Origin of the sequence: Lactobacillus kefiranofaciens (assembly GCF_014656585.1) — a bacterium.
Lineage (GTDB): Bacteria > Bacillota > Bacilli > Lactobacillales > Lactobacillaceae > Lactobacillus > Lactobacillus kefiranofaciens.
In genome coordinates this window covers 1,300,643-1,318,789 of the sequence record NZ_CP061341.1, presented here as the reverse complement: position 1 = coordinate 1,318,789, position 18,147 = coordinate 1,300,643, and the positions used below count along the sequence as shown (strand labels likewise).

Here is an 18,147-nt window from a genome sequence, read left to right as displayed (position 1 = left end):
ATTTAGACCGACAGTAAAACTTGATAGCAATTCAGCGAGCTGGTGATGGTGGAAGACCAGCATAAGAGCTTGACGGTTGATCAGCTGCCTAATTGATCTAGACGTTGTTGCACGTTACGCAAATCAAGTGGAACTCTGTAGAGTTCAATTTAGGTGGTACCACGGTTAACCTCGTCCTAATTTGGGACGAGGTTCTTTTTTTAGAAAGGAATTTTGTTAATGAGAATTAAAGATACTCTTAATTTAGGTAAAACTAAATTCAAGATGCGCGGTAATTTACCAGTGCGTGAAGCCCAATGGGAAAAAGAATGGGAAGAAAACAAGTTATATGAACAAAGATTAAAGTTGAACGAAGGTAAACCTCGGTTTGACTTGCATGATGGCCCTCCATTTGCTAACGGTAATATCCACATGGGACATGCTTTAAATAAGATCTCTAAGGATATTATCGTTCGTTACAAGAATATGAATGGTTATTACGCTCCTTATGTACCAGGTTGGGATACTCATGGCCTTCCAGTTGAACAGCAACTGGCTAAAAAAGGCGTCGACCGTAAGACGATGGATCGGGCTAAGTACCGTGAATTATGTCGTCAATATGCGGAAGAACAAATTCAAAAGCAAATGACTGACTTCAAGCGGCTTGGCGTAATGGCTGATTGGGATCATCCATACATTACTTTGCAACATGACTTTGAAGCACAGGAAATTCGCGTCTTTGGTGAAATGTACAAGAAGGGCTACATTTACAAGGGCAAAAAGCCAGTTTACTGGTCATGGTCAAGTGAATCAACTTTAGCTGAGGCAGAAGTTGAATATAAAGATGTAGAAGCAAATTCTATCTTCGTAGCTTTCCCAGTGACTGATGGTAAGGGTATTATTGATCCTAAAGATACTTACTTTGTAATTTGGACTACTACTCCTTGGACTATTCCAGCTAATGAAGCAATCTGTGTTAACCCTAAATTTGACTATTCAGTAGTTCAAGTTGGTGACAAGAAGTATGTGGTAGCTAGCGGCTTGCTTGAAAAAGTTGCAGAAGAAATTGGTTGGGATAATTATAAGGTTGTCCAAACTGTTAAGGGCGCCGACATGGAATACATGAAGGCAAAACATCCAATTTATGATAAAGAAAGTCTTGTAATTGAAGGCTTCCACGTAACTTTAGATGATGGTACTGGTTTGGTACATACTGCTCCTGGTTTTGGTGAAGACGACTTTAACGTTGGTCAAAAATATCATTTGCCAATCTTTAGTCCAGTTGATGCACACGGCTGCTATACTGATGAAGTTCCTGAACTTAAGGGGATGTTCTACCAAGATGTAGACAAGTTGATGGTTCAAAAACTTAAGGATGCAGGTGCTCTCCTTAAGCTTAAAGTATTCACTCACTCATACCCACATGATTGGCGTACTAAGAAACCTGTTATCTTTAGAGCTACGACTCAATGGTTTGCTTCAATTGCTCCATTTAGAGAACAAATTCTTGATCAAATTGAAAAGGCAAACTTCATCCCTTCATGGGGCAAGACTCGTCTTTACAATATGATTAAAGATCGTGGCGACTGGGTAATCTCTCGTCAACGTGCTTGGGGCGTACCACTACCAATCTTTTACGCTGAAGACGGTACTCCAATCGTTACTCCAGAAACCATTGATCATATTGCTAAAATCTTCGAAAAGGAAGGTTCCAATGCTTGGTACACTCATACCGCTAAGGAATTATTGCCAGAAGGCTTTACTTCAGAGCATTCACCAAATGGCGAATTTACTAAAGAAAAAGATATCTTGGATGTTTGGTTTGACTCTGGGTCATCTTGGTCTGGCGTAATGGAAAAGCGTGATGGTTTACACTATCCAGCAGATCTTTATCTTGAAGGTAGTGACCAATATCGTGGTTGGTTTAACTCAAGCTTGATTACCTCTGTTGCTGTTACTGGCAAGGCACCATACAAGGAAGTATTGTCACAAGGCTTCGTTTTGGATGACAAAGGCCACAAGATGTCCAAATCACTCGGCAATGTAATTTCACCGAACGACGTTATCAAGCGTATGGGTGCCGAAATTATTCGTCTGTGGGTTGCTCAAGCTGATACTACTTCAGATGTTGCCGTTTCAATGGGTATTTTGCAACAATCTGCCGAAAGCTACAGAAAGATCAGAAACACTTTCCGTTACATGCTTGCTAACACTAGTGACTTTGATCCAAAAGAAAATCGTGTTGCTTATGCGGATCTTCGCTCAGTTGACCAATACATGGAAGTTAAATTGAATGATTTAGTTAAGGACTGCCTTGCAGCATATGACAAGTTTGATTTTACTACTGTCTTTAAGAAAGTCTTCAACTTTATTTCTAATGATTTGTCAGCATTCTATCTTGATTTTGCTAAAGATGTACTTTATATCGATGGTAAAGATAGTCATGCTCGTCGATCAATGCAAACCGTAATCTACGATGCAGCTGTTAAGCTAGCCAAAATTTTAACTCCAATCTTGCCACACACCATGGAAGAAATTTGGGGCTTCTTGAAGGGACCTGAAGATTACATTCAACTTGCCAATATGCCAAAAGTTGAAACTTATGCTAACCGTGATGAATTACTTGAAAATTGGCATAAGTTTATGAACTTGCGTGACGATGTTTTGAAGGCACTAGAAGATGCTAGAAACAAGAAGTTAATTGGTAAGTCATTTGAAGCAGCCGTTACTATTTATCCAGATAAAGAAACAAAGGCCATGTTGAACGATTTGGATGCAGATTTCAGACAAATCTTAATTGTATCTAAATTAACTATTGCCGATGGCAAAGCTCCAGAAGAAGCTGAAGATTTAAACAATGCAAGTATCGTAGTTGAACATGCGGCTGGTGAAGTTTGTCCACGTTGTAGAATGATCAGAACGGATATTGGTGCAGATCCTAAATTACCTATGCTATGTGGCCGTTGTGCTAAGATCGTTGAGGAAAATGTCCCAGAAGCAGTTCAAGAAGGATTAGAAGAATAATGCGTTTAGGAACTGTTAAACAATTTGATGAGGGCAGTAGTTATGGTTTTATCGAAGATGATCAGAATCACAAATCATACTTTGTCTTTTATAAAGCTATTAAAGAAGAAGGCTACAAAACTTTAACAGTAGGCCAAAGAGTTAAATATCAATTAGCTCAAGGCAAAAATGGCTTACAATGTGTTAATGTCTATCTAGCCTAAGAAGGGAAATGAGACCTAGTGGATCTAAAAGAAACAGAAATCTCATCGCAACAAATTTTTCAAGGGCGAATCTTAGATTTGTCAGTACGCACAATAAAGTTGCCTAATGGTGAAACTGCAACGCGTGAAGTAATCAAGCATAGCCCAGCATCCGGAGTCATTGCGATTAATGATGAGCAAAAGATGCTTTTGGTTAAACAATGGCGTGAACCGATTAAGCAACTCACTTTAGAAATTCCAGCTGGATTAATTGATCCAACTGATGCTAGTCCGTTGGATGCAATGAAACGTGAATTAAACGAAGAAGGCGGCTATAAAGCAGATTATTGGGAAAAAGTAAGTGAATTTTATTCAAGTCCTGGTTTTTGTGATGAAAAGATGTATCTTTTCTATTGTGATATGCTTACCAAGTTAACCGATAAAAGATCGCTTGATGCAGATGAATTCTTGACTTCAGATTGGTACAGTTTAGATGAGTTAAAGAACTTACTAGCTGAGGGCACAATTGTTGATGCAAAGACGATTTATGCGATTACCGTCTGGGAAAATATGTTGTTGAGTGGTCGCCAAAGTGACGATAAGTAATAAAAATGGCAGAAAAACGTTCTGATTATCGAAAAAGGCAAAAAAAGAACTTATTAGATAAGGTCAAGTCTGCTTTTTCGAATGATGATACAACAGAAGAAGTTGACGTTAATCCTGATTTTAAAAAAGACAAGTCAGATTCAGCAGAACCTAGACGACGTCCTTTAGCGGGAGATGGCCGAGAATTTTATAAGCAAGAACAACCAATTGTTGATCAGGAGAAAATACGAGCAGATAAGGCCTTGAGACTGAAAAAAAGACTAAATCGTGCTATCCTGATAGTGTTTGTTCTGATTATCTTAGTGCTGCTTGCACTGTTTCATTTGTAAATTGGAAATGAGGAAAAAGATGAAGATTGCGATCATTGTTCCAATGGCTGAAGAAGCCGAATTTTATCGTAATCATTTCCATGCAGAAAAGAAAGAAATGTTCGGATCAACAGAATTCGAACATTTTTCTGTTAATGGTAATGATGTTTATTTAGGATTAAGTGGTATTGGTAAAGTACAAGCCGCGATGAATTTAGCTAGTTTGCTAAGCAATGTTGATATTGACGTAATATTTATGACTGGTTCAGCCGGTGCTTTGCAAAAAGATGTTCACCAAGAAGATTTAGTATTGCCAAGTGCTTTTGCATATTATGATGCTCATAACACTGCTGCTGGTGACTATGTAGAAGGGCAAATTCCACAACAGCCAGCTCAATATGTACTTGATTCGCCTGAGCGAGCTTCCTTTGCGGAATTTCTTAAGAAGCAAAACGTTGAATTCCGTGAGGGACTAGTAGTTACTGGTGATTCATTTGTGGCTTCAACTGAGCAAAAAGATGCAATTAAACAAAACTTTCCAAATGCTTTAGCCTGTGAAATGGAAGGTGCCGCTTTTGCTCAAGTTGCTTATGCATTTAATAAACCTTTGGTTGCTATGCGTGCCATTTCTGATAATGGGGATGGCAGTGCTAACGAAGATTTTGATATATTTGTTAAAAAGGTTGGCGCCAAGGCGGCAAAATTGATTAGTGATTATTTAGAAAAGAAGAATTAGTGTGCGTGAAGTTTATTTAGATAATGCGGCCACCACGCCAATGTCACCTAAGGTAATCAATGTGATTACCGATGAGATGAAGAATGATTTTGGTAATGCCTCGAGTACCTATGAATTAGGGCGTAAGGCTAGAAACGTAATTGACAAGGCGCGTCATCAAATCGCTCAAAGCATTAATGCTCAAGACGGTGAGATTATTTTTACCTCTGGTGGCTCAGAGAGCAATAACACGGCTATTTTTGGAACTGCGTATAGTCGTAAAAATATCGGCAAAAAGATTATCACGACTAAAATTGAACACCCATCAGTCTTAAATCCAATGAAGCGATTGGAAAAAGAGGGTTATCAAGTCGTTTATTTAAACGTTGATCAAAGTAGTCATATTTCTTTGGAGAAGTTAAAACAGGAACTGACACCAGACACGATTTTAGTATCTACTATGGCGGTTAATAATGAAGTGGGCTCCATTATGCCATTAAAAGAAATTGGTGAAATGGTTAAAGATACGAATGCCTACTTCCACGTTGATAATGTGCAAGGCATGGGTACCATTGATATTGATGTTCGAGCTATGCATATTGACTTATTGTCTGTTTCTGCTCATAAGATTAATGGACCAAAATTTTTGGGTTTTTTGTATGAAAAATCAGATATCGATCTACCTAACTTGGTATTAGGCGGCGAACAAGAGGTTAAACGACGTGCAGGTACCGAAAATGTTCCTGGTATTGCTGGCTTTGGAGAAGCTGTTAAGGAACTCTCTGAAATTGGTCATGCTAGCTTGCAGGAAAGATACCAACATTTTCAAGAAATAATTTTACATGAATTGGATGCACATCATATTGATTATCAAGTTAACGGTGGTTACGGTCCGGGCTATTCGCACCATGTTTTGAATTTGGCATTTCCGGGGGTTTCGACTACCACTCTGCAAACTAATTTGGATTTAAACGGCTTTGCCGTATCTGGTGGTTCCGCCTGTACCGCTGGCTCTTTAGAGCCGTCGCATGTTTTGATTGCATGTTTTGGTCCGGATTCGCCGCGTATCCATGATTCAATTAGAATTTCGTTTGGGCGTTATAATACAGACGATGAAGTTCAGGCTTTTGCTGAGAATTTAATCAAAGTTGTACAGAGAATTCAATCTAAGAATAAATAGTTGCTTTTAAAAAGAAAGTAACTTATTATAAATAAGCGAGGGAAATTATGGCAAATACAGTTGTGATTAATGGTGATAAACGCAAATTTACTTTGAATCCTGATTTAAAGCTCTATGCTTTAATTGACGCAGGCTTTGTCAAGACCACCAAAGGCAATTTTAATTATGAGCATCCGCTTTATAATGATTCACCTTATAATGCACCTACTAAGCTAAAGATGACGATTAACAAGAATTTGTCACATTTAACGATGGTAGTAACTGATCGCAATGGTTTGCAGAAGGTTAATATTTTTAAAAATAAGCAATTAGCGCCAACTGTAGACCTTTTAGATTATATTTTAAAGGACTTAGAAGAGCGCAACATATTGCAAGAAGTAAAGGATTGATTGACTAATGGTTGACAATAGTAAGACTAGAGTTGTTGTTGGTATGAGTGGCGGAGTAGATTCTTCTGTTTCTGCGCTTTTGCTTAAACAACAAGGCTATGATGTTGTCGGCGTCTTTATGAAGAATTGGGATGATACCGATGATGCGGGCGTCTGCACTGCTACTGAAGATTATGAAGATGTAAAAAAAGTTGCTGATAAGATCGGTATTCCATATTATTCAATTAATTTTGAAAAGGAATACTGGCATCGTGTCTTTGAGTATTTCTTGAATGAATACAAAAAAGGCAGAACTCCTAATCCTGACATAATGTGCAACAGCCAAATCAAATTTAAATCATTTTTGGATTTTGCTATGGATTTGGATGCAGATTATATTGCTATGGGACACTATGCAAAAACTATGAAGGATGCTAATGGTGTAACTCATATGATGCGTCCTAAAGATGGCAATAAGGATCAGACTTATTTCTTAAGTCAATTAAATCAAGAGCAAATTAGCAAGGTTATCTTCCCTTTGGCTAATTTAACTAAGCCACAAGTTAGAGAAATTGCTTTAGAAAATGGGTTAGCAACCGCTAAGAAGAAAGATTCTACTGGGATTTGTTTTATCGGTGAAAGAAACTTTCGTAAATTCTTAAGCGAGTTTTTACCAGCTAAATTCGGCAAAATGGTTACTCCAGATGGAAAAGTTGTTGGCGAACATGCTGGCTTAATGTATTATACTATTGGTCAACGTCAAGGCCTCGGCTTAGGTTCAACCAAGGAATCAACTGATCCCTGGTTTGTTGTAGGCAAAGATTTAAAGAAGAATGAATTAATCGTTGAGCAAGGTTACGATAGCCCACTTCTTTATGCAAGTCGTTTAAAGGCTAGCGATATGTCTTTCTTTACTGGTCAACCAGATCATGACTTTGAAATTCACTGCAGTGCTAAGTTTCGTTATCGTCAATGTGATATTGGTGTTACTGTGAAGTATCATGCAGCGGATAATACTGCTGATGTTTACTTTGATGAGCCAGCTCGTGCTGTAACTCCTGGACAAGCTCTTGTCTTATACAATGGCGAGGAATGTTTGGGTGGTGGCAATATTGATGCAGCTTACCAAGAAGACAAACAATTACAATTAGTCTAAAATAAATGCTCAAAAAGGCGTTCGTGTTTTCGAACGTCTTTTTCTTTGTGTTAAACTATTAATAATTATAAATATAATTAGGGAGATATTTGAGATGCAAATTTATTTTGTTCGTCATGGAAAAACTGAATGGAATCTGGCAAGTCGTTTTCAAGGCGGTCATGGTGATTCGCCACTTTTGCCGCAGAGTTTGGAGGATATTAAGAAACTAGGCAAGCATTTAAGAGGGACAAGATTTAGAGGTATCTTTGCCAGTCCTTTGGACCGGGCCTTTAATACAGCTCAAGGTATTGATGATGCAATGAATGCCAATTTACCAGTAGTAATCGATGAACGCTTAAGAGAATTTAACTTGGGTGATATGGAAGGAATGAAATTCGCTGAGGCGGAGAAGAAATTTTCTAAACAGATGAATAATTTTTGGCATCACCCAGATCAATATGATCCAACGGAGCTTCATGGTGAAGATTACAAGCATGTTATTGCACGAGGCAAATCTTTCGCTCAAGAAATGGCCAAACGTTTTCCAAATGATGATGATAAGGTCTTGGCAGTTAGTCATGGTGCCGCTTTGTCAGCAATTATGGGCGGATTACTGGGTTATCCACTTAAGGATATTCGTAAAAATGGTGGGCTGAGTAATACCAGCTTAACAGTTTTAGAAACTCTAGACGGTGGAAAGACTTTTAAGCCAGTCGTTTGGAATGAGACTAGCTATCTAGGTAGAAAATTATCAAAGACGGATTCATTATAATGGATAAGAAAATAGCACGACTTTATGATGATGGTCAAGTTGAACAAGCAATTCATCTGTTAGTTCAAAGAATTGATCAAAAACCACAAAATGTAGAAAATTATTTGCAACTCTCTACTTATTTAATCGAGCAAGGCAGTGTAGATCAGGTGCAAAAATTGCTGGAGCAGGCACAGCACTTGGTAAAAAAGCCACTAGAATTAAATTATAATCTGGCAGTTGCTCATTATTTGCAAGGCGATTTTGATCAGGCATTAGCCTTGCTTGATCAAATTCCTAATGATGATTTAACGCTATATCAAAAGGCATTGACGTACTTGAAACTAGGACAAAGTCAGAAAGCACTCGCCTATGCATTAACGATTAAAAAAGTGGATGAACGGGTACAGGAACTGTTAGGCGATATCTGGCTCAGTATGGGTGAAAGTAGGCAAGCCAAGCAAATATATTTGGCAATTCCAGAAAATAAACGATCTGCGAAAATTTATTTCTTGCTTGGAGTAGCTACTTTAGAAGAAAAGCGTGAGCTAGCTAAGCAATATTTTGATCGTGCCAAAAAGATGGATATTAAGTATTATCAGCATGCTATGAAGCAGTATGCTTCCATCATGAAAATGCTAAACGATAAGGAAAAGAAAAAATAATGGTTGAATTCACCGGTAAAGTTAATGGTATAGTTTTTGAAAACGATCAGGATTTATATAAAATTTTAGATGTTGAAATTATTGGCTCACTTGAAAATTATTCACGTGATGAAATCAAAGTAACTGGTAGTTTTGGCGATATTCAAATCCTTTCTAGCTACCACTTTGAAGGTAGATTAGTCATGCATGAAAAGTTTGGCTTGCAGTTCAGAGCAACTAGCTACAAGCAAATTTTACCGCATGAGGAGGGGTCTTTAACTAAGTACTTAAGTTCAAGCAACTTTCCAGGCATTGGTAAAAAAGCCGCAACAACAATTATTGATGAACTTGGCTTAGATGCATTAGACATTTTAAAAGAAAATCCTGCAAAGATTGATACCTTATCAATTAGCAAAAAACAAAAAGACAGCTTGCTATCAGGTTTAAATGCGATGGACTCTTATTCTGAGGTTGTTCTAAAATTAGCTCAATATGGGGTAAATAAGCGAGTAGCAGAGCATGTTTATCAACTTTATCATGGTGAAAGTATTGCTAAATTAGAAAAAGATCCTTATGCCGCAGTCAATGAAATTGCGGGTTTTGCGTTTAAGACTGCTGATACGATTGGTAAACAGCTAGAAATTAAGCAGGATGATCCTCGTCGAATTAAAGGTGCAATTTATCAAGTATTGCTTGATGCTTTAACTGGCGCAGGAGATACTTATGTTGGTTTAGCTGAACTTTTGACTGATGCCAGCAAGTTGTTAGATATCACGCAGTTTGATCCAATTGCTAATTGTATTAATGACTTACAAGAGGCTGGCAAGGTAGTAGTTGATGGCAATCATGCCGCATTGCAAAATATTTTTCAAACAGAGCTGGATATTGCGCGTGCTATGAAGAATTTAGTTGCAAGTCGTAAGTTGCAGGAAGATGAACAATACAATGATTCTCAAGTCGAGCAAGCAATTCAAGATGCTGAAAAAGAGCTAAAGATTAACTATGATGATACCCAAAAATTGGCTATCAAGAACGCACTAACGCATCCTATTTCCATCTTGACAGGTGGACCTGGTACGGGGAAAACCACCATTATTAATGGAATTCTGCTTGTGTTAAGGAAATTGGCTAATATCCCTGCTTCTGCGTTATATAGCGAAGATCCTCCATTTTTGCTAGCTGCTCCAACTGGTAGGGCGGCTAAGAGAATGGGTGAGATAACTGGTATTAGTGCCAAGACCATTCATCGCTTGTTGGGTTTAGGTATTGGTGAAACTAGAGCAGAAGATCTGAATGAGTTAAACGGTGAGATTTTAATTATCGATGAGATGTCGATGGTTGATATGTTTTTGTTTAAGCAACTTTTATTTAGTATCAACCAAACAAGACACATTGTTTTTGTCGGAGATAAAGATCAATTGCCTTCCGTTGGCGCTGGGAATGTCTTTAGTGACTTGATTAAGTCACATGCATTTCCTACCACGATTTTAAAGCAAATTCATCGACAAGGGGATGATTCAACTATCATCACATTGGCCCATGATGTCAATGAAGGCAAAAATGAGCAGGCTCTTTTTAAGAAAACGAAAAATTATTCATTTATTAGTTGCCGACCAGATTTAGTTGGGGATGCGGTTGGTCAAATAGTTAAATTAGCACTAAAACGTGGTTTTAATGAAGACGATATTCAAGTATTAGGCGCAATGTACCATGGTAATGGTGGCGTTAATAATTTAAATGATATTATTCAGGAAATTTTGAATCCACCTAAAGCTAAAAGCAAGCAATTAGAAATGCATAGTGAAATTTTCCGCATTGGAGACAGGATTCTGCAGCTCCAGAATAATCCAGAGAAAGATATTTATAATGGTCAGATCGGTAAAATTCTTAGTATTGACGAAGATAGATCTAAAGAATGCATGGTAGCAGATTTTGATGTACGCGAAGTTACTTTTGATCGCAAAGATTTGGGGGATCTGACGCGAGCTTATGCAATTACTATTCATAAGTCTCAAGGATCAGAGTTTCCTCTAGTAATTTTAAATCTAACAATGCAGAATTTCGTTATGCTCAAACGTAATTTGTTATATACTGCGATAACTCGTGCTGAAAAAAATCTGGTACTTGTGGGTGATCCGCGAGCATTTGTAGCCGCCTTTAAGACGCCCGGTAATGATCGTAAGACAGGCTTAGCGCAAAAGATCTGTCAGCAATTAGACATGAAATTAGAGCGAGATAACAGTCCTAAGCCAGTAGAAACAACTGAAAAAGAAGAAAAGACTGTCGTTGAACAAGAACCAATGGAAAAACAGACAGAGGATTATATACTAACTCCAGATAAAATTTATTCAGGAGCAATTGATCCGATGATCGGTATGGAAAATATTAAATTATAGTAAGAAGTCTCATGGTGTGTGAATCATGGGGCTTTTCGATTATACAAATGCATGGTATAATGAGTATTGTCTAAACATACGTTCAAATAAGCGATAGATAATTAAGATGGATATTACAATCATTACATTTACAATAGGTATTTTAACCTATTGTTTTTTTCGAGTAGTTAATGCCAAAAATAAAATGAAACCAATTACGCTAAGTGAAATAGATAAAGAAGAACTGAATAAGATAGAAAAGTTAGCAGGGCAACGCTTGCCTTATAGATTTCCTAATCAACGGGGATTAAAATTTCAAATTATTGAGTTAATGCGACCAGATTATATTAAACGCAGAATTTTTGATCAGCGAGGGCACTGTCACTATTTAATTAAATACCATTTAGATCGCAGTATTTTTGAAATAATAGAATTTGGGTTAACTGACGGGCATTATTTTCGTAAGACTTATTGGAATGAGTCAAAAGAAAAAGCAGAATTCTATTACTATGGACATCGGCAAGTTTCATCGTTGGCTGATGTTAAGACTAAGTTGCAGTATTATGGTTCAATGGTTCGAGAAGGCAAAGAGATTCTAGTACCATTAGAAGATGATCTTAAACAATATGCCAATGAAGTTGAGAATCATGCTACTTGTCAAAGAGAATGGGTTAAACGTGGCGGCATTACTGATACTGACGCCGTCCATTCAATTATGCAGGCTGAGAAGATTAGTTTTTCGAAAAAACAGGATTTAAGACGAGCATTAAATGTGCGAAATGTATTACGAATTAGTGCAATTAATTCAGGTTTTAATACGTATAATAAAACAGTAGCTGATTTTCAAAAGAGAATGACTGACTTACATTTGGGTAAAATTAAATCACTGCATCAGATGGATATTTTGTCTAAACGAGATTTGCGGCAAGCAAGCAATCTCTTAGCTGGTAGTGCAGCAGAGGAATTAGTTAATCGAAAAGTACGTCAAGTACAGTCTGGTAAAGTATTATTGCATAATTTGATTTTGCCATATCCTTATGAGAAACAAGACAGTTTAGATAGTAATCAAATTGACCATTTAGTGATTGCCTCAAGTGGTATTTTTTGTATTGAGACCAAGGCAAGGTCGACCTCAGCTGGTAAATATAATGCTCTCACAGATTATGATGAGCTGGCAGATCAGGTAGCTAAACATAAGGAAAGCATCAAGTACGTACTTAATAAAAGCAATAACCCAATTATTATTGCTCTGTTAAAACGAGTGAATATCGATCAACTAATTCGGAATATAGTCGTTTTTGTCAGCCGGACTGAAAAAGATTTTATTTTAGAAAAAACGGAACGTTACCAAAAAGTCGGCATTGAGGTTGCTCAGCTTGCAGATCTACAATCTTTATTTGTACAAGCTAAAGCTAATTTTGGCCTGTATGATGAAGAAATTTCAGCAATAGAAAATGAACTAACTGATTATAATGTTCTCAGTAATGAAAAAGTATATTCCACAAATGTATTATTATTTGATGATTCCCACCTTAGTCAACAAGCAATTAATGAACAGCTATATCACGCTAATCAGGTAATCAAGCATATTAATCATATTAATAAATTACTTGATAAGTATTTAACTGAAGCACGTAAATGGCAAAAACAGTACAAGCATTACCGTTATTGGCGTAAATTCTATCAGCAGGTTAGACATTTTACGAATACAGATCGGTATTATGAAAAGCATTGCATTAAAAAAGATATTTTTGACGAAATTTAAAAGACAAGGAGTTGCTCCTCGTCTTATTTTGTAATATTTCATTGAATAAATTTTATTTTTTGGTTTGCACAAGTAATCTTTATCAATAAGAAAAGACTCCCGAAGGAGTCTCAATATTTTTATTTCTTTTCAATGATCATTGGTAAAATCATCGGTCGTCTTTCAGTCTTTGAATAAAGGAAGTCTAAAAGATTTTCAGTAATTGCTTTATTTATCTCAGCTTCCTTAGGATGATCTGATTTGGACATTTCATTGCGAAGTACATGATAAACATGTTTTTGAGCCTGGCTGATTAATTCAGTCGACTCGCGCATGTAAACAAAGCCACGACTCAAAATATCAGGGCCAGCTAAGACGCGTTTATGCTTGTAGTCTACTGTAGCTACAGCAACTACCAAGCCTTCCTCGGAAAGGATTTGACGGTCATGAACAACCACATTACCAACATCAGCTGTACCAGAAGTGTCGACATAAACATCTCCGGCAGGGATGCGGCCGGCAATTCTCGAACCATTAGGTCCAAAGCAAACAACTTCGCCGTTTGCTAAAACAAAAGTATTTTCAGCAGGTACACCAGCTTGTTGAGCTAACTGAGTATGAATAACCTGCATCCGATATTCTCCGTGAACAGGAATCATATATTTTGGCTTAGTTAAACGAACCATCATCTTTAGTTCTTCCTGACCACCATGACCAGAAGTGTGAACGTTATTGACGCGTCCGTGGATAACATTAGCGCCACCTTCCATTAATTTATTAATTAAATGGTTAACGCTGAGTGTATTACCTGGAATTGGGTTAGATGAGAAGATGACCGTGTCACCTGGCTGTAAAGTGATCTGTCTGTGCGTGCCATTGGCAATTCTCGATAAAGCTGCTAATGGTTCACCTTGAGAACCAGTACATAAGATCATTACTTTCTCAGGTGGTAATTTATTAATTTCTTCGGCATCGACGATTAGATCCTTAGGTACATTTAAATATCCTAGGTCAATCCCGTTGTCTACGCCGTTTTCCATACTACGACCGAAAATAGCTACCTTTCTACCGGTATCAATTGCTGCTTGAATAGCTGTTGATACACGGTAAAGATTAGAAGCAAATGTAGCAAAAATAATTCTGCCCTTAATACCAGTAATGATATTATGAAGCGATTTTGCTACAAATCTTTCAGACTTGGTAAATTGGCTAACTTCAGCGTTAGTTGAGTCTGATAGAAGAGCAAGGACACCCTCATTGCCTAATTTAGCCATCCTTTGAAAATCTGGTGCTGGCTGATTCATTACTGGAGTTAAGTCAAACTTAAAGTCCCCAGTAAAGACTACAGCACCTAAAGGCGTATGAACGGCAATACCTAAAGTATCAGGAATAGAGTGAGTAGTTCTAAAGAAAGAAACAGAAAGTTTCTTAAACTTTAAAACAGTATCTTCGTGTTCCTCATGTAGTTCAGTCGTCTTTAAAATTCCGTGTTCTTCCAATTTACCTTTAATTAATGATAGGGCAAATGGAGTTGCATAAACTGGAATTTCAGGAATTTCTTCTAATAAAAATGGAATCCCTCCAATATGGTCTTCATGTCCGTGACTGACTACTAAAGCTTTGATTTTCTTACGGTTCTTGATGAGGTATGAATAGTCTGAAATAACGTAGTTGATACCTAAAAGATCATCTTCGGGGAATTTAATACCACAGTCCATGATGATAATTTCATCCTGATACTGTACACAATACATATTTCTGCCAATTTCATGCAAACCCCCGATTGCATAAACGGCTACTTCATTATTTTTAATTCGCACTCTTTGTTACTTCTTATCGAACTTAGTCAACTTAAAGTCGGCATGTTCTTTTTCGTAAGCTAAAGAGTTGCCAGTTAATTCTTGGATGAGTTCAATGTTGTAGGGGGTATTGTCCTCAACCGTACTTCTTGCTTCGACCATGTTGTCAGCTTCCATGTAAAGGGTTTGAGTAGTTTCTCTACGAGGATTGACAATCTTGTCTTTTTGATACAAAACTTTGTAAATCATAAATGATTCTCCTTAATTAATGTATAAACGATCAATTTTGAGTAAAAATACTCAATAACTAATGAAAATTCTATCATATTTACAAAATTAAGTATATAAAGAAGTTTGAAGGATTTTATATTCGTTTTTTATTTGTTAATTTTGTAATAAGCATTGACGTAGAATAACAAAGGTTGTACTATAAATATGTAGTGAATGATTTATAAAAAATATGTAGTGAATGATTTATAAAATCATTTGCTCGCTATAAGAAGTCTCTTCAATCTTCTTAATTCCCAATGTATGAGCCACTGGCCCAGTCATCCAGTGGTTTTTTTGTATAAAAAAAGCCCACTTACTGTGGACTTTTCTTTTTTAAATAACAATTAAGAAATCACAATGGTATCTTCTTTAAGTGAGAATGGATCTTGCTTGTTGATTCTATCGTAGAATAAGTGACCATTTAAGTGATCAATTTCGTGGGAAGAAACAATTGCTGGGTAATCCTTTAAACAAATTGTTTTTTCCTCGCTATCCACAGTGTAATAATGAATGGTCAATTTATCTGGACGAGGAACGTAACCGTTAATTACCTTATCTACACTTAAACAACCTTCGCCTTCACTTAGGCAAGCTTGGCGAACAGATTCTGAAATAATTTCAGGGTTAACATAGACTTCCTTAAAAATAATCTTGCCTTGATCATCTGGCACTAACAAAGCAGCCATTTGAACACCTTCGCCAACTTGTGGTGCGGCTAAACCAACGCCAGCTCTTAATTGATGTTTTTCGGCGATTTTAGGATCTTGGGAATTAACTAAGTATTCCATCATGTCATTTGCTAATTGCTTGTAATGATCACTAAGCGGAAAAGTTAATGGCTTAGCAATTTGGCGTAATACGGGATTACCATCTCGTACAATATCTTTCATTAAAATCAAAGTAATTACTCCTTTTAATTAATTATCTAACTGATCTAATATATATTTTTACCATACTTTAAGGGATTTTGCTTGCTTTTGAGAAATTAAAGTCAAACTTAAATGATTGTTAAGCGTTGACCCATGTGCTGTTAAGTGGTAAAATTCACTAACGTAACTATACAGATCAAAAAGAAGCACTTCGATAAGGCGCTATTGCGTTACCGAAACTGTGACGAGGTCACAGTTTTTTTATTGAAGAGTGGGGAGGAATACTTTTGTCAGAAAAAAGAAGAGACGATCTTAGAAATATCGCTATTATTGCCCACGTTGACCATGGTAAAACTACTTTGGTTAACCAATTATTGAAGCAATCAGATACTTTGCCAGAACACATGAATTTGGAAGATCGTGCTATGGACTCAAATGCCATTGAACGTGAACGTGGTATTACTATTTTATCTAAGAACACTGCTGTTCGTTATAAAGATACTACTATTAATATCTTGGATACGCCAGGACACGCCGACTTTGGTGGTGAAGTAGAACGTGTTATGCACATGGTAGATGGAGCATTATTATTAGTTGATGCTTATGAAGGTCCAATGCCACAAACTCGTTTTGTTTTGAAAAAGGCTTTGGAAGCTGGCGTTAAGCCAATCGTTGTTTTGAACAAGATTGACCGTCCAGGTGCTCGTCCTAAGAAAGTTTTGGATGATGTGCTTGAACTCTTCATTGAGTTAGGTGCTAATGATGAACAGCTTGACTTCCCAGTCGTTTATGCGTCAGCTTTAAATGGCACTTCATCATATGATCCAGATCCAAGTACACAAAAGGAAACGATGGATCCAATCTTTGATACCATTATTAAGAATATTCCTGCTCCAATCGACAACTCAGATGAGCCACTGCAATTCCAAATCACTATGTTGGATTGGGATGACTATGTTGGTCGTATCGGTGTTGGTAGAATTTACCGTGGTCACGTTAAGGTTGGCGACAATATCACCGTTATGAAGCGTGATGGCTCAACTCAAAACTTCCGCGTTACTAAGTTATTTGGTTACTTTGGTTTAAAGCGTAATGAAATTAAAGAAGCCAAGGCCGGTGATATCATTGCAATTAGTGGTATTAATGATATTTATGTTGGTGAAACTATTGCATCAGCTGATCATCCAGAAGCTTTGCCACTGCTTAAGATTGATCCACCAACTTTGCAAATGGACTTTGTTGCTAATGACTCACCATTTGCAGGTCGTGAAGGTGATCAAGTAACTCCTAAGAAGCTGGAAGATCGTTTAATTCGCCAAACTCGTACTGACGTATCATTAAAGGTCGAACCAACTGATCAATTGAATGCTTGGACTGTATCAGGTCGTGGTGAACTTCACCTTTCGATTTTGGTTGAAGAGCTTCGTCGTGAAGGTTTTGAATTACAGCTTTCACGTCCTAAGGTTATTTACCGTGAAATTGATGGTACTATGTGTGAACCATTTGAATCTGTTCAAATTGATACGCCAGATGAATATGTTGGTTCAGTTATTGACTCACTTTCACAACGTAAGGGTGAAATGAAGAACATGGAATCAACTGGTAACGGTCAAACTCGTTTGGAATTCTTAGTTCCATCACGTGGTTTGATTGGTTACAACAACGAATTTATGTCTCAAACTGGTGGTTATGGTATCATGAACCACACCTTTGAAGCTTATAAGCCAGTTGTTAAGAATTGGAACCCAGGTCGTCGTAACGGTGCTTTGGTATCAATTAATCAAGGCCAATCAACTACTTACTCATTACAATCAGTTGAGCAACGTGGTGAATTATTTATCGGTGCTGGTGTTGAAGTCTACGAAGGCATGATTGTGGGTCAATCATCACGTGAACGTGATATTGCCGTTAACGTAACTAAGGGTAAGAACTTAACTAACACCCGTGCTGCTGGTAAGGACCACGCAGCTGCGATCAAGACGCCTAAGAACTTGACTCTTGAAGAAGCTATTGAATTCTTGAATGATGATGAATACTGTGAAGTAACTCCAAAATCTATTCGTTTGCGTAAGAAGATTTTGAACACTTCAGAACGTCAAAAGGCTGACAAGAGACGTAATCGTGCTAATTAATTTTAGATAAATTTTAAAAAGTCATCACTGAATAGAAGTGGTGGCTTTTTTGTTTTATAATTA

The 18,147-nt window shown here is 37.2% G+C and carries 16 protein-coding genes; 13 read left to right on the top strand and 3 right to left on the bottom strand.

The window, feature by feature from the left end:
* The first annotated feature begins 219 nt into the window (after nucleotides 1–219).
* The 12 genes from ileS to ICI50_RS06470 all read left to right on the top strand — a co-directional run bounded on the left by ileS (nucleotide 220) and on the right by ICI50_RS06470 (nucleotide 13,035).
* Nucleotides 220–3,003: an isoleucine--tRNA ligase gene (ileS, locus tag ICI50_RS06525; RefSeq protein ID WP_013854317.1), complete on the top strand. Its 2,784-nt coding sequence runs from the start codon at nucleotides 220–222 to the stop codon at nucleotides 3,001–3,003.
* Entirely contained in the window at nucleotides 3,003–3,206 is a 204-nt protein-coding gene (locus ICI50_RS06520) for a cold-shock protein (protein ID WP_013854316.1), read from the top strand. Before ileS ends, ICI50_RS06520 begins: the two co-directional genes overlap by 1 nt.
* 18 nt (nucleotides 3,207–3,224) lie before the next feature.
* Nucleotides 3,225–3,791 (top strand): NUDIX hydrolase, encoded by a 567-nt coding sequence (locus ICI50_RS06515; RefSeq protein WP_095342072.1) that lies wholly within the window; start codon nucleotides 3,225–3,227, stop codon nucleotides 3,789–3,791.
* A 5-nt stretch (nucleotides 3,792–3,796) separates the two neighbouring features.
* Nucleotides 3,797–4,120: a hypothetical protein gene (locus tag ICI50_RS06510; protein ID WP_095342073.1), complete on the top strand. Its 324-nt coding sequence runs from the start codon at nucleotides 3,797–3,799 to the stop codon at nucleotides 4,118–4,120.
* Nucleotides 4,121–4,139: 19 nt separating this feature from the next.
* Entirely contained in the window at nucleotides 4,140–4,835 is a 696-nt protein-coding gene (locus tag ICI50_RS06505; RefSeq protein WP_013854313.1) for a 5'-methylthioadenosine/adenosylhomocysteine nucleosidase, read from the top strand.
* Nucleotide 4,836: 1 nt separating this feature from the next.
* Nucleotides 4,837–5,994 carry a cysteine desulfurase family protein gene (locus tag ICI50_RS06500; RefSeq protein WP_056941287.1) on the top strand — a complete coding sequence of 386 codons (1,158 nt, stop codon included), beginning with the start codon at nucleotides 4,837–4,839 and terminating at the stop codon, nucleotides 5,992–5,994.
* Nucleotides 5,995–6,041: 47 nt separating this feature from the next.
* The gene (locus ICI50_RS06495) at nucleotides 6,042–6,383 is read left to right on the top strand and encodes a DUF1831 domain-containing protein (RefSeq protein ID WP_025084130.1); all 342 of its coding nucleotides are present in this window, start codon (nucleotides 6,042–6,044) and stop codon (nucleotides 6,381–6,383) included.
* A gap of 7 nt (nucleotides 6,384–6,390) precedes the next feature.
* Nucleotides 6,391–7,518 (top strand): tRNA 2-thiouridine(34) synthase MnmA, encoded by a 1,128-nt coding sequence (gene mnmA, locus ICI50_RS06490; protein ID WP_188891367.1) that lies wholly within the window; start codon nucleotides 6,391–6,393, stop codon nucleotides 7,516–7,518.
* A 94-nt stretch (nucleotides 7,519–7,612) separates the two neighbouring features.
* On the top strand, nucleotides 7,613–8,272 hold the full coding sequence (locus ICI50_RS06485) for a histidine phosphatase family protein (RefSeq protein WP_013854309.1): 660 nt from the start codon (nucleotides 7,613–7,615) through the stop codon (nucleotides 8,270–8,272).
* Nucleotides 8,272–8,916: a tetratricopeptide repeat protein gene (locus tag ICI50_RS06480; RefSeq protein ID WP_013854308.1), complete on the top strand. Its 645-nt coding sequence runs from the start codon at nucleotides 8,272–8,274 to the stop codon at nucleotides 8,914–8,916. Before ICI50_RS06485 ends, ICI50_RS06480 begins: the two co-directional genes overlap by 1 nt.
* Nucleotides 8,916–11,291, top strand: a complete 2,376-nt coding sequence (gene recD2 / locus ICI50_RS06475) for an SF1B family DNA helicase RecD2 (RefSeq protein ID WP_013854307.1) — start codon at nucleotides 8,916–8,918, stop codon at nucleotides 11,289–11,291. The genes ICI50_RS06480 and recD2 overlap by 1 nt, the downstream gene beginning before the upstream one ends.
* Nucleotides 11,292–11,397: 106 nt before the next feature.
* Complete coding sequence (locus ICI50_RS06470; RefSeq protein WP_188891365.1) at nucleotides 11,398–13,035, top strand: nuclease-related domain-containing protein; 1,638 nt, start codon at nucleotides 11,398–11,400, stop codon at nucleotides 13,033–13,035.
* A gap of 119 nt (nucleotides 13,036–13,154) precedes the next feature.
* Here ICI50_RS06470 and rnjA read toward each other — a convergent pair whose 3' ends face one another.
* The 3 genes from rnjA to def all read right to left on the bottom strand — a co-directional run bounded on the left by rnjA (nucleotide 13,155) and on the right by def (nucleotide 15,982).
* Nucleotides 13,155–14,834, bottom strand: a complete 1,680-nt coding sequence (gene rnjA, locus ICI50_RS06465) for a ribonuclease J1 (RefSeq protein WP_013854306.1) — start codon at nucleotides 14,832–14,834, stop codon at nucleotides 13,155–13,157.
* 6 nt (nucleotides 14,835–14,840) lie between these two features.
* Nucleotides 14,841–15,062: a DNA-dependent RNA polymerase subunit epsilon gene (locus ICI50_RS06460; protein ID WP_003627933.1), complete on the bottom strand. Its 222-nt coding sequence runs from the start codon at nucleotides 15,060–15,062 to the stop codon at nucleotides 14,841–14,843.
* A gap of 365 nt (nucleotides 15,063–15,427) precedes the next feature.
* Nucleotides 15,428–15,982: a peptide deformylase gene (gene def / locus ICI50_RS06455; RefSeq protein WP_188891364.1), complete on the bottom strand. Its 555-nt coding sequence runs from the start codon at nucleotides 15,980–15,982 to the stop codon at nucleotides 15,428–15,430.
* Nucleotides 15,983–16,239: 257 nt separating this feature from the next.
* Here def and typA point away from each other — a divergent pair, with 257 nt between their 5' ends.
* A complete protein-coding gene (gene typA / locus ICI50_RS06450) occupies nucleotides 16,240–18,084 on the top strand; it encodes a translational GTPase TypA (protein ID WP_013854304.1) in 1,845 nt (614 codons plus the stop codon).
* Nucleotides 18,085–18,147: the final 63 nt, after the last annotated feature.